Source organism: Methylobacterium hispanicum, from assembly GCF_022179285.1.
Classification (GTDB): domain Bacteria; phylum Pseudomonadota; class Alphaproteobacteria; order Rhizobiales; family Beijerinckiaceae; genus Methylobacterium; species Methylobacterium hispanicum.
Genome location: NZ_BPQO01000018.1, coordinates 55,361 through 66,939 on the forward strand (window position 1 = coordinate 55,361; position 11,579 = coordinate 66,939).

Genomic DNA, 11,579 nt, shown 5'->3' on the forward strand with positions numbered 1-11,579 from the left:
ACCCACTGATGGACGCCGCACCCTTGCGCCTCCTGCACCTCGAGGACAGCGACCTCGACGCCGAGCTGATCGAGGCCGAACTCGAGCGTCTCGGACAGGCCGTGCGGATCGTGCGCGTGATGAGCCGCGACGCGTTCGCCGCCGAGGCCGTGCCCGGCCGGCACGACCTGATCCTCGCCGACTACGTGCTGCCGACCTTCGACGGCATCAGCGCGCTCTCCCTGGCCAACGCCCAGTGCCCCGAGGTCCCGTTCGTCTTCTGCTCGGGCACGCTCGGCGAGGAGGTCGCCGTCGAGGCGCTCAAGAACGGCGCCACCGACTACGTGACCAAGCAGCGGCTCGACCGCCTGCCGCGCACGATCGTGCGGGCGCTCGCCGAGGCCCGCATCCGGGCGGAGAAGAGCGCCGCGCGGGCCGAACTCGAGGCCCTGAACCGGACGCTGGAGGCGCGCGTCGCCGAGCGGACCCGCGAACTCGCCGAGGCCAACGCCGCGCTCAAGGCGCAGATCGAGGAGCGCGAGCGCGTCGAGGAGGCCCTGCGGCTGGCCCAGCGCCTCGAGGCCGTCGGACAGCTCACCAGCGGCGTCGCGCACGACTTCAACAACCTCCTCACGGTGATCGCCGGCAACATCGAGTTCCTGGAGCGCGCCGTCGCCGACGAGCGCTCGCGGCGGCGCCTCGACATGATGCGCGGCGCCGCCGCGCGCGGCGCCAACCTGACCGCCCAGCTCCTCGCCTTCTCCCGACGCCAGCGTCTCGAGCCGACCCCGGTGAACCTGAACCGGACGGTCGCCTCGATGCGCGACCTGCTCACCAGCTCGATCGGCGGGGCGGTGCGGATCGAGACCGCCCTGCACGAGGGGCTCTGGCGGGCCCTGGTCGATGCCACCCAGGTCGAGCTCGTCATCCTGAACCTCGCCATCAACGCCCGGGACGCGATGGCGGTGGGCGGCCGCCTCACCATCGAGACCGCCAACATGACGGTGCAGGCGAGGCCGACGCGGCCCGAGCACCCGCAGCCGGGCGCGTACGTCATGGTCTCGGTCAGCGACACCGGGACCGGGATGTCGCCGGAGGTGCTGGCGCGGGTCTTCGAGCCCTTCTTCACCACCAAGGCGGTCGGCAAGGGATCGGGCCTCGGGCTCGCCCAGGTCTACGGCTTCGTGAAGCAGTCCGGCGGCGGCCTGCGCATCGACACGGCGCCCGGCGAGGGCACGTCGATCAAGGTGTACCTGCCGCGGGCCGAAGGCGAGCGGGCGATCGCCCCGGCCGCGGACGACGAGGTCGATTGCCTGCGCGACCACCCGCTGGGCGCCAAGCCCGCGCTGCTGGTCGTCGACGACGACGGCGGCGTGCGCGAGGTGACCGCGACCCGGCTCGGCGAGGCGGGCTACGCCGTGCGCGAGGCGGCCTCGGGCCTGCAGGCCCTGGCGGCGCTCGAGGCGGACCCGTGCGTCGATCTCGTGGTGATCGATTTCGCGATGCCCGGCATGAACGGGGCGGAGGCCGCGATCGAGCTCCGCAAGCGCTGGCCGCACATCCCGGTCCTGTTCGTCACGGGCTACGCCGACACCGCGGCGCTGACCCAGGCGGGTGCGGTGGGGGCCGACGGCATCGTGCAGAAGCCGTTCCGGGACGGTGAACTGGAGCGCAAGGTCGCCGCAGCGCTCGCGGCTCGCCCGGTGCCGCGCTTGAGGCTGGTCACGGACCGCGACCGGAGCGCGTGAGGCGCGGGCGTCCGGATCCGGCGGGGCTCCTCGCGGGATCCGGATGTCCCGGAGCCGCAGTAGCCGGTGGAGGCGGCCCGGTCGCGACCGCCCTCCGCCGGGTCGGCCCCCGGGCTCGACGCGATGCCGGGGGCCGACCGTCCCGCGGGGGTTACTGACCGGCGGGCTTGCTGGCCGGAGCGGGGTTGGTGTTCGACGCCGGAGGGGCGGGGTTGGCGGGCGCGGCAGTGGTGGGCGCGGGTGCGGCGGGCGCCGGCGGCGGGGGAGCCTCGGCCTTCTTCTCGTCCTTGCAGGCCGTGAGCGCGAGCAGGCCGACGAGCGGCAAGACGGTGCGGATGCGCATGGGTGTTCCTCCTGATTGGCCGAAGTCGCAGTCGATGAACGCCACAGGGGAGGAGTCCGATCCTCGCAAGATCGTGGACGACCGCGGGGCCGGGGCGCGATCGCCGCGCAGGTGAGCGGATCCGACGGCCTCCGGCGAGCTCAGCCGGGCAGGGGGATCAGAGCCGGCGCCGCAGCCAGCCCGCGATCAGGTCGAGCGCGTCTGCCGCGGCCGCGATCACGCCGCCAAGCTCGATGAAGCCGTGGACCATGCCCGGATAGGTCCGCCGCTCCACCGCGACGCCCGCGGCGGCCAGCCGGTCGGCATAGGCCTCGCCCTCGTCGTGCAGCACGTCGCGGGCGCCGCCGACGAGCAGCGCGGGCGCGAGGCCGGCGGCGTCCGGCACGAGGATCGGCGAGGTCCGCCAGTCGAGGGCGAGGCTCGGGTCGGGCATGTGCCGGGCGTGGAAATAGCGCACCATCTCCCAGGTCAGCGGCGGCACCGCCGCGTTGCGGCGGCGGGAGGGGTAGAGGTCCGGATCGAGGCGGTTGTCGGTGCTCGGGTAGATCAGCACCTGCCCGCGCAGGGCCAGGCCGGCGTCGCGCGCCGCGATCGCCGCGACGGCCGCGAGGCTGCCCCCGGCACTGTCGCCGCCGACCGCGAGCCGGGCCGGGTCGAGCCCGAGCCTGCCGGCCTCCGCGGCGATCCAGCGCAGGGCCGCGACCGCGTCCTCGGCGGCGGCGGGCGCCGGGTGCTCCGGGGCGAGCCGGTAATCGACCGCGACGACCGCGACGCCCGCCCGCGCCGCGATCTGGCGGCAGACCTTGTCGTGCGATTCGAGATCGCCCACCACCCAGCCGCCGCCGTGCAGGTAGACGAGCGCCGGGGCCGGCGCGTCCCCGGCCGCCCACGGCCGGTAGAGGCGGAGCGGGATCGGGCCGGCCGGACCCGCCGCCGGAATGTCCGCGACCGACGCCATCTCGACCGCGGGGCCGCCGAAATGCCGGCTCTGGCGCCGGTACATCGCGCGGGCCTCGGAGACCGCCAGCGCGCTCATCGGCGGGGTGCGCCGCCGCGCGATGCGCTCGAGGAAAGCCGCAGCCTCCGGGTCCAGATCCACCGCACGCTCCCCCGCATCACCGATCCGTGTCACGCCGCCGGGCTCGACTTCCGCCGCGGGCGCGCCGATGACGGCACCGATCCCCATGGCGGAGTCCGACCATGCTGCTCTACGAGCACCCGCTCTCGTCCTACGCGCAGAAGGTGAAGATCGCGCTGCGGGAGAAGGGCCTGGACTTCACCGCGGAACGCCCCGCGGATTTCGGCACGGGGCACCGCGGCGGGCCCCTCGGGCAGGCCAACCCACGGGCCGAGGTCCCGGTCCTCATCGACGGGGACGTCACGCTCTTCGAATCGACCGTGATCCTCGAATACATCGAGGAACGCTGGCCGGAGCCGCCGCTGCTGCCGCGCGCGCCCGCCGCCCGCGCCCGGGCGCGCCTGACCGAGGAGGTCTGCGACACGCAGTACGAGGCCGTGAACTGGGGCTTCGGCGAGGTGCTCTGGTTCCGCCGCGCCACCGGGGACCTCGCCGGCCGGCTGAAGGCGCGGGCCGCCCGCCAGACCGCGGAGCTTCAGGCCTGGCTGACGGAGCGGCTCGGCGAGGCGGACTGGTTCGGCGGCGCGCGTTTCGGCTGGGCCGACGCCGCTGCGGCCCCGATGGTCAACCGCTCGGTCCATTACGGCCTCGGGCCGGACGCGGGCAGCCCGCTCGCGCGCTGGCACGCGCGCCTGTGCGAACGCCCCGCCGTCGCCGCGACCTTCGCGGAGTTCGACGCCGCCGCCGCGCAGATGGCGGCGGCCTCGGAGCACTACACGACGGGCGGGCGCCGCCGGGCGTACCGCGACCACCGGCTCGAATGGATGGTCAGGTCCGGCGGCGTCGCGGTGGTGCTGGCGGGTCTGCGCGAGGACAACATCCGCTTCTCCTGGCCGCACGGCGAATAGAGCGCTCTCAGCGCCGAAGTGGACGCCGGTCCGGCGCATGAGAGCGCGTCGGGACGAGAGGTCGGAGCCGTTCCCGAGCGTAACGCGATCGGGAGCGGCTCTAGGGGCGTCCCGGCGGGCGGCGCCGGCGACGTTCGCGGCATCGCGACGCCCACCCCGCCGCGGAACGCCCGGCGGCGCGCCCGGTTGGCCCTCCAAATCATCCGGAGCGACCGATGACCGACAGCAACCCGCTGACCAAGTACCCGCGCCCGCCCTTCGAGGGCCAGCCGCAGAGCTTCCCCGGCAAGACCGGCCGGATGGCGCCGGAGCCGGACCACGGCGAGGAGAGCTACCGGGGTTCGGGCAAGCTCGCCGGCAAGGCTGCGCTGATCACCGGCGGCGATTCGGGCATCGGCCGGGCGGTCGCCATCGCGTACGCGCGCGAGGGGGCCGACGTCGCCCTGTCCTACCTGCCCGAGGAGCAGGCGGACGCCGAGGCGGTCGGCGCCTGGATCGAGCGGGCCGGACGGCGCGCCCTGCTGCTGCCGGGCGACCTCAAGGACGCGGCCTACGCCCGCGAGATCGTGTCCCGCACCGCCGAGACGTTCGGCCGCCTCGACGTGGTGGTAAACAACGGCGCCTTCCAGCAGCCGAACCAGGATCTCGACGGGATCGAGGACGCGGTGTTCGAGGACCATTTCCGCACGAACGTCTTCGGGGCCTTCTACGTGACCAAGGCGGCAGCCGGCCATCTGAAGCCCGGCGCCTCGGTGATCTTCACCTCGTCGGTCAACTCGAAGCACCCGATGCCATCGCTGCTCGCCTACAGCGCCACCAAGGGCGCGCTGAGCAACCTCGTGCTCAGCCTCGCGCAGCTCCTGGCCCCGAAGGGCGTCCGGGTGAACGGCGTGCTGCCGGGCCCGATCTGGACGCCGTTCATCCCCTCGGGGATGGAGGAGGATTCCGTGAAGAATTTCGGCAGCCAGGTCCCGTTCGGTCGCCCCGGGCAGCCGGCCGAACTCGCCTCGGCCTACGTGATGCTCGCGGCGGACGAGAGCAGCTACACCTCGGGCGCCCTCGTCACGGTCGCGGGCGCGATGCCCGTGCTCTGAGCGGCCCGGCCGGACGGCCAGGACCCGCCCGGCGCGGGCGGGAGAGGCTCGTCCGGCCCCCCAATACCTGACGCGCGCCCGGATCTGCAGCATCCATATGCAACCTTGGCGCGAATGTAGAGAAAAATCCCTCCCAGGTTCCGGATCTGCCCGGATCGACTGTCCGGATCCGGGCGGCGAGAGCGATTCATTAAGCCTAATCCCGGATGAATGGCGGTCACGTTCGCGGACCGGCGCCCGCCGGGTCCCGAGCGGTCTTCAGGCTTCGCGCCATGGGACGAGGGATGTCGGGTCGCACCATCACAGCACGGACCGGTGAGCGCGCGCTGCTCGTCGTCCTCGCCGCGGCCCTCCACGGCGCGCCCGCGCAGGCCCAGACCCTCGATCAGGCCGCCGCTGCGGCGCTGGAGAACAGCTTCGTCCTGCGCGCCGACCGGGCGCGGCAGGAGGGCGCGGAGGCGCGCGAGCGCGGCGCGCTCGACGCCTTCATGCCGACGGTGTCGCTCCTCGGCGACAAGCCGCTCTCCAGCCGCTTCACCTACGGCCCGCGCATCGAGCCGACCCAGATCGGCATCGATTCGACGCCCCGCGCGGCCCCCCGCCAGTACGGCATCACCGCCGACCTGCCCCTGTTCGACGGCTTCGGGCGCCTGCACACCCTGCGCTCGGCCGAGGCGCTGACCGATGCCGGCCGCTTCATCACCCTCGGCCAGCGCCAGCAGGTGCTGCTCGACACGGCGGTCGCCTACATCACGGTGCTGCGCGACGTCCGGATCCTCGCCGCCCGCGAGGCGCAGATCGGCGCGATCCTGCGCATCCGCGACGCGACCGCGCGGCAGTTCGAGGTCAACGACGCGACCCGCACCGACGTGGCGCTGACCGAGTCCCGCGTGCAGGCGGCCGAGGCCGCCCGCGACCGGGCCCAGGCGGAACTGGCCGCCGCCCGCCTCGGCTTCAAGCGCGTCACGCAGATCGAGCCCGAGCGGATGGTGCCGCCGCGCTTCCCCGACCGGCTGCCGCGCGACGAGCTGGCCTATGCCGAACTGGTGCGCGCGGCCAATCCGGGGCTCGCCGCCGCCCGCCTCGACGCGAAGTCGGCCGCCTTCCAGGCGAGCGCGACGGTGGGCGCGGTGCTGCCGCAGGTGAACCTCCAGGTCAGCCACGGCTCGACCTTCGGCTACAGCCCCACCCTCGACCGCATCACCGACACCACCGCCCGGGTGATCGCGCGCGTGCCCCTCTACCAGCCCGGCGCCTTCCCGAGGATCGCCGAGGCATCGGCGCTCGCGCGCCAGCGCGGCTACGAGGTGCAGGACCAGGAGCTGGCGACGCTGACCGCGGCCCGCACCGCCTTCGCCCGGCGGGTGGCGGTGACCGATCAGGTCCGGCGCCTGACCGAGCGTGTCACCTTCCTGCGGGCGACGATCCGGGGCTTCGAGGTGGAGCGCGGCGCGGGTTTCCGCACCGTTCTGGACGAGCTGAACCTGCGGGCGGAACTCGCCGACGCGGAGGTCGCGACCGCGATCGTGACGACCGAGCGCGACGCGCTGAGCCTGCAGCTCTCGGCCGCCGCGAACCTCCTCGACGTCGGCCAGAGCGTGCCGGCGGACCGCCGCTTCGAGACGCTCGCCGCCGTGCGCGACCCGCTGACGACCGCCGCGCTGCGTCGCGGCGGCGAGGCCGGCCCGGTGAGGCGCGCCGCCCGCGCCGGGGGCGCCCGGCCGGAACCGGGTGTGCCCGCCCTGCGCGGCTCGATCGGCGAGCCGGCCCCGGCCCGCTTCGGCCTCGCCTCCCACGGGCGCACCGGATGGGTGGTGCTGACCCGGTGATACCGTGTCCGGTCGAAGCGTTCGGTTCGACGCGTCGTCTCGGGAGGAAGCGCGGGTCCCCTCTCCCGTAGGGGAGAGGGGGCGCGGCGCGCGTTCACCCCGACCAGCCGAACCGATCGACCGGGGGCCGTCTCACGCCCGCGCCGGGATCCTGCGCCCCGCGCCCGGCGCCCAGTCGTCCTCGACGAGGCGGCCGCCCTCGATGCGCAGGACGCGATCGACCTGATCGAGCATGCGCTCGCTGTGGGTGATGAAGACCTTGGCGGCCCGGACCCGCTTCAGGCTCTCGACGAGCGCCGCCTCGGTGGTCGGGTCGAGGTTGGCCGTGACCTCGTCGAGGAGCAGCAGGCGCGGGCGGCGGCAGAGCGCGCGGGCGAGGAGCAGCCGGCGGCGCTGGCCGGTCGAGAGCAGGCCGCCCTCTTCCGAGACCTGGGTGGCGTAGCCCTGCGGCAGGCGCTCGATCTCGTCGCGCAGACCGACGCAGACGAGCGCCGCCTCCATCTCGGCCCGCGAGACGGCCGGGTCGAACAGCGCGAGGTTGTCGGCGACCGTGCCGGCGAACAGGCCGTCGTCGGCGAAGACCACGCCGAGGTTGCTGCGGTACTCGCGCTTGCCGAACTGGGCGAGCGGGCTGCCGTCCACCATGACGCGGCCTTCCGCCGGCTCGTGCAGGCTCGCCAGGATCTTCATCAGCGAGGACTTGCCCGAGCCCGACACGCCGACGATCGCCACGGTCTCGTGCGCGCCGAGATCGATGCTCAGGTTCACCGCGCGCAGGATCGGTTCGTCGGCCCGACCGAACTGCACCGTCACGTCCTCCAGGCGGACCTCGCGGTTGAGCGTCCGGTGGAAGGTCGCGTCCTGCAGGCCCGCCTCCGGCTCCTGGCCGAGCACGTCGTCGAGGCGCTGGAAGTGCACCCGCATCGCCGAGAGGTGCATCAGGTTGCTGGTGAGCAGGTTGACGCGCGCGAAGAACTCGGAGCGCAGGGCGAAGAAGGCGTAGAGCGTGCCGATCGTCAGCGTGTTCGCGATCACGCCGACGATGCCCATGTAGAGGGTCGCGACCGTGCTCAGCACGATGACGACGTGCATGAACAGTTCGGCGTCGATCTCGGCCTTGCGCGCCCGGAAGTCGAGGTTGGCGAAGCGCGAGAAGCTCTCGAACCAGCGCATCGCGAAGCGTTCGGTGCCGTTATGCGCCTTCAGGCTGTCGACCCGGCGCAGGCCGTCGAGGAGGCGGGCCCGCTCCTCCGAGCGCGCCTCCAGCGAGCCGAAGGTCGCCTGGTTGAGCTTCGGGAAGGTGAGGAAGCGCATCCCGATCACCGCGACCAGGGTGAGCATGGTCACCACCGCCATGGCGGGCGCGTAGTAGAGCATCAGCCCGATGATCAGGATCGAGGTGGCGCTGTCGGCAAACGCCGTGACGAGGCCGCCGACGAGGAACGCCTTGACGTGCTCGATCGAGTCGACCCGGGCCACGAAGTCGCCGGGGTGGCGCAGCTCGAAGTAGTTCAGCGGCAGCCGGAAGGCGTGGCCGACGACGTTGCGGGTGAACTGGAGCTGGAGCAGCGTCGAGGCCCTGAGCGTCACGTAGTCCCGCAGCCAGCGCCCGATCGCCTCGAAGCCCATCAGCAGGACGAGGCCGATCGCCAGCACGTGGAGCAGGTCGAGATCGACCTGCGGGATCACCACGTCGAGGGCGATCTGCAGGAGGACCGGCATGGCGAGGCCGAGGAGCGCGATCGCCACCGTGACGAGGCTGATCTGCCAGACCGTGCTGCCGAGCCCGCTCGTCGCGCGGAACACCGCGCGGAAGGTCAGCTTCTTCTCGGCGCGGACCCGTTCGAGGTCCATCCGGGGCGCGAATTCCAGCACCACGCCCGAGAACAGCTGCTCCATGTCGGCGCGCTCGTAGAGGCGCGGGCCGAATTCCGGGTCGTGCACCCGGTAGCGCCCGCCCCGGACCGATTCGAGCACCACGAAGTGGTTGCCCTTCCAGTGCAGGATCGCGGGCAGCTGGACGCCCTTCAGCTCGTCGATGTTCGTGAGCGCGTAGCCGCCGGCATCCAGGCCCAGCGTGTCGGCGAGCTCCACGATGTCGGCGAGCGACATGCCGGTGCGGGAGAGGGGAAAGAGCGCGCGCAGGTAGGCGAGGTCGATGTCGTGCCGGTGGTAGTTCGCCACCATGGCGAGGCAGGTCAGCCCGCACTCGTTGGCCTCGCTCTGGACCAGCGAGCGCACGCGCCGCCGTCCGGGGCCCAAGCCCTTCAGCCACTCGCTCATCCGAGCCTCGTTCCGGTTCCTGGCAGGTGGTGAGGGGTCAGCCGCGGCCGCGCATGGCGCGGATCGGGTCCAGCATCCAGTCGATCAGCCGCCGCTTCTCGACCACGATGTCGGCCGACAGCGTCGAGCCGACGCGGATCGGCTCGTCCACGCCGTAGGCCCGGATCGTGCGCGCGTCGGGCCGCACGTCGATCCGGTAGGTCGATTGGCGGGTGAGCGAGGTCGGGTCGAACACCGCCTCGCCCGCATCCGCCATCGCGACGGCGGGCGCGCGGAGCGGCGTGCCGGCGATCTGCGTGATCGTGCCGTGCGCGATGCCGAAGGTCTTGAACGGGAAGGCGTCGTACTTGATCACCACGTCCTGGCCGACCTTGGCGAGGCCGATGGCGCGGGCCGGCACCTCCAGCACGATCACCGGCTCGGCGCCGGAATCGCCCACGATCGCGAGGATCTGGTCGGCGGAGACCGAGGCGCCGGGCTCCACGAACAGGCCCGCCACCTCGCCGTCCACGGGCGAGACGATGTCGAGGCGCTCCAGCGCGCTGTAGCCGGTGAGCTGCGCCTCGATCGCGCTCAACTCGTTCTCGGTGGCGGCGAGCTGGGCGGCCTTCTCGGTGGCGGTGGTGCGCTGCCCCGTCAGGCGCTCGGCGGTCGATTGCTTCAGCTCGGCCCGGCGGGCGCGCAGCTCCGCGATCTGGCGCGCGTAGTCGAGGGCGATGCGGCGCTGGCCGTTGAGCGATTCGCGCGTCGCGTAGCCCTGGTTCATGTAGGTCTGGACGCGGGCCACCATCTCCTCCTGCTGGCGCAGGCCCTCCTTCAGGGCCCGCTCCTGCTCGTCGAAGGCGCGGGTGACGTTGGCGACGTTGCGCTCGGTCTCGCTGCGGTCGCCCTTCGTGGCGTCGAGGAAGGTGATCAGGCGCTCGCGGTCGCGCTGGAGGTTGGCCTTGCGCTCGCGCAGGCTGCGCAGGTTGGCCGTCACGGTCGAGACGCCGCCCGTGGTCTGGTCGCGCACCTGGATCTGCATCAGGCGCTGGCCGCGGGCGACGCGGTCGCCCTGTCTCACGTCGATGGTCTGGACGATGCCCGCGGCCCGCGCGTCGAGCCGGGTCAGGCCGGAGGCGGCCGAGACGTAGCCGCGCACCGATTCGCTGCGCGCGAAGCGCCCGAGGAACAGGGCCGCCACCAGGGCGACCACGATCGCGCCGAAGAACCACGCCATCCACGCGGCGCCGCGGTCCTGCTGCAGGTGGATCGTCGCGCCGGGCCGGCGCCTCTGGAAGGCTGCGACGGCAGAGGACCGGTCGGGACCGGCGTCCGGCGTATCAGTCTCGCTCATGGTTCGGGATCACGCGGCGGTCCGGATCTGTTCATCCGCCTCTTCGGTCCGGGAGGCGGCGTCCGTGACTGTATCGGTGACCGGTAAATAGTCTCGCAGCGCGGACCAGAGGTGCCACTGCTCGGGCCGGGCCCTGAGGCTCGCCTCGATATGGGCGCGCACCAGCCCGGCGACGCGGGCCCGCTCCTCGGGCGCGCTCGTGTGGACCTCGAAGGTGGGGCCGACCCGGACGAGGTCGCCCTCCGGCTCCATCGTGCAGGCCAGCGGCACGACGAGGCCGTTGGTGAGGCGGGCCAGCGTGTCCGTGCCGAAGGCGAACCGCGTCTCCAGGCCCAGCACCGGCATCGGGGCGGCGGCGCCGTAGGCGGGATCGAGGTCGCAGAAGTTCACGATCACCGCGCCGTTGCGGGCGAAGCGCACGGCCTCCAGGAAGCCCATCCGGTCGGTGACCTGATGGAAGCGCATCGTGACGCCGACCTCGCGGATCCGCTCCATCACGGCGGTCTCCAGGGGCATGTCGTCGCGCTGGCGCAGCACGAGGAGCGGCCGGCCGGGGAAGAAGCGCACCATCAGGCAGGCGAGCGCGAGGACGTAGGCGCCCATGTGCAGCGGCGTCAGGATCACCGGCCGTCCGGTCGCGGCGGCCCGCTCCAGGGCGGCCGGGTCCGTGACCGCGATGTGGCGCGCGTCCCGCTTGAGCGCGGGCACGCTGCGCACGAGGAGCGCCGCCCACTCCGCCTCGGTCTGCAGGTTGTGCAGGTTCACCTCGCGCTCCAGGCGCCGGGCCTCCCGGCTCGACTGGCGCAGGACGCGCTGGAACAGGCCGGCATGGCCGGTCTTCTCGAAGCCCCGCAGGGCGCCTGCGAGCGTGAACCGCGCGCGCAGGATGCGGCGCCGGGTCCGCAGCGGCAGGCCGGCGATGCGGCGGGCCAGAAAGCCGATGCGGGGGTCATTCTCCGTCATGTCGCGGCCTCAGCCTCC

The 11,579-nt window shown here is 73.2% G+C and carries 9 protein-coding genes; 4 read left to right on the forward strand and 5 right to left on the reverse strand.

What is annotated here, in order from left to right; genetic code table 11:
* Positions 1-8 precede the first annotated feature (8 nt).
* Complete coding sequence (locus MFF56_RS19665) at positions 9-1,727, forward strand: response regulator (protein WP_066925928.1); 1,719 nt, start codon at positions 9-11, stop codon at positions 1,725-1,727.
* Positions 1,728-1,878: 151 nt separating this feature from the next.
* Here the strand turns inward: MFF56_RS19665 and MFF56_RS19670 are convergent, their stop codons facing one another.
* Complete coding sequence (locus MFF56_RS19670; RefSeq protein WP_238230625.1) at positions 1,879-2,070, reverse strand: hypothetical protein; 192 nt, start codon at positions 2,068-2,070, stop codon at positions 1,879-1,881.
* A gap of 157 nt (positions 2,071-2,227) precedes the next feature.
* Positions 2,228-3,256: an alpha/beta hydrolase gene (locus MFF56_RS19675; RefSeq protein WP_238230627.1), complete on the reverse strand. Its 1,029-nt coding sequence runs from the start codon at positions 3,254-3,256 to the stop codon at positions 2,228-2,230.
* A gap of 14 nt (positions 3,257-3,270) precedes the next feature.
* On the opposite strand from MFF56_RS19675, the gene MFF56_RS19680 reads away from it, so the two are divergent.
* The 3 genes from MFF56_RS19680 (at position 3,271) to MFF56_RS19690 (ending at position 6,979) form a co-directional block, all read left to right on the forward strand.
* Positions 3,271-4,056, forward strand: a complete 786-nt coding sequence (locus tag MFF56_RS19680) for a glutathione S-transferase family protein (RefSeq protein WP_066928007.1) — start codon at positions 3,271-3,273, stop codon at positions 4,054-4,056.
* 215 nt (positions 4,057-4,271) lie between these two features.
* The gene (locus MFF56_RS19685) at positions 4,272-5,150 is read left to right on the forward strand and encodes an SDR family oxidoreductase (RefSeq protein ID WP_066928008.1); all 879 of its coding nucleotides are present in this window, start codon (positions 4,272-4,274) and stop codon (positions 5,148-5,150) included.
* A 284-nt stretch (positions 5,151-5,434) separates the two neighbouring features.
* Positions 5,435-6,979, forward strand: a complete 1,545-nt coding sequence (locus tag MFF56_RS19690) for a TolC family protein (protein ID WP_066928010.1) — start codon at positions 5,435-5,437, stop codon at positions 6,977-6,979.
* Between the two features lie 132 nt (positions 6,980-7,111).
* Here the strand turns inward: MFF56_RS19690 and MFF56_RS19695 are convergent, their stop codons facing one another.
* From MFF56_RS19695 to MFF56_RS19705, 3 genes are read right to left on the reverse strand one after another with little or no spacing between them, the layout of a single operon-like run.
* Positions 7,112-9,262: a peptidase domain-containing ABC transporter gene (locus MFF56_RS19695; RefSeq protein ID WP_066928012.1), complete on the reverse strand. Its 2,151-nt coding sequence runs from the start codon at positions 9,260-9,262 to the stop codon at positions 7,112-7,114.
* A gap of 37 nt (positions 9,263-9,299) precedes the next feature.
* Positions 9,300-10,598 (reverse strand): HlyD family secretion protein, encoded by a 1,299-nt coding sequence (locus MFF56_RS19700; protein ID WP_238230629.1) that lies wholly within the window; start codon positions 10,596-10,598, stop codon positions 9,300-9,302.
* Between the two features lie 9 nt (positions 10,599-10,607).
* Entirely contained in the window at positions 10,608-11,561 is a 954-nt protein-coding gene (locus MFF56_RS19705) for an LpxL/LpxP family acyltransferase (protein WP_066920152.1), read from the reverse strand.
* Between the last annotated feature and the right edge of the window lie 18 nt (positions 11,562-11,579).

What these genes read in the sequence shown, in the direction of transcription:
- MFF56_RS19705 (WP_066920152.1), bottom strand. Translation starts at nt 11,561, where the DNA reads ATGACGGAGAATGACCCCCGCATCGGCTTTCTGGCCCGCCGCATCGCC.
- MFF56_RS19675 (WP_238230627.1), bottom strand. Translation starts at nt 3,256, where the DNA reads ATGGGGATCGGTGCCGTCATCGGCGCGCCCGCGGCGGAAGTCGAGCCC.
- MFF56_RS19665 (WP_066925928.1), top strand. Translation starts at nt 9, where the DNA reads ATGGACGCCGCACCCTTGCGCCTCCTGCACCTCGAGGACAGCGACCTC.
- MFF56_RS19670 (WP_238230625.1), bottom strand. Translation starts at nt 2,070, where the DNA reads ATGCGCATCCGCACCGTCTTGCCGCTCGTCGGCCTGCTCGCGCTCACG.
- MFF56_RS19690 (WP_066928010.1), top strand. Translation starts at nt 5,435, where the DNA reads ATGTCGGGTCGCACCATCACAGCACGGACCGGTGAGCGCGCGCTGCTC.
- MFF56_RS19685 (WP_066928008.1), top strand. Translation starts at nt 4,272, where the DNA reads ATGACCGACAGCAACCCGCTGACCAAGTACCCGCGCCCGCCCTTCGAG.
- MFF56_RS19700 (WP_238230629.1), bottom strand. Translation starts at nt 10,598, where the DNA reads ATGAGCGAGACTGATACGCCGGACGCCGGTCCCGACCGGTCCTCTGCC.
- MFF56_RS19695 (WP_066928012.1), bottom strand. Translation starts at nt 9,262, where the DNA reads ATGAGCGAGTGGCTGAAGGGCTTGGGCCCCGGACGGCGGCGCGTGCGC.
- MFF56_RS19680 (WP_066928007.1), top strand. Translation starts at nt 3,271, where the DNA reads ATGCTGCTCTACGAGCACCCGCTCTCGTCCTACGCGCAGAAGGTGAAG.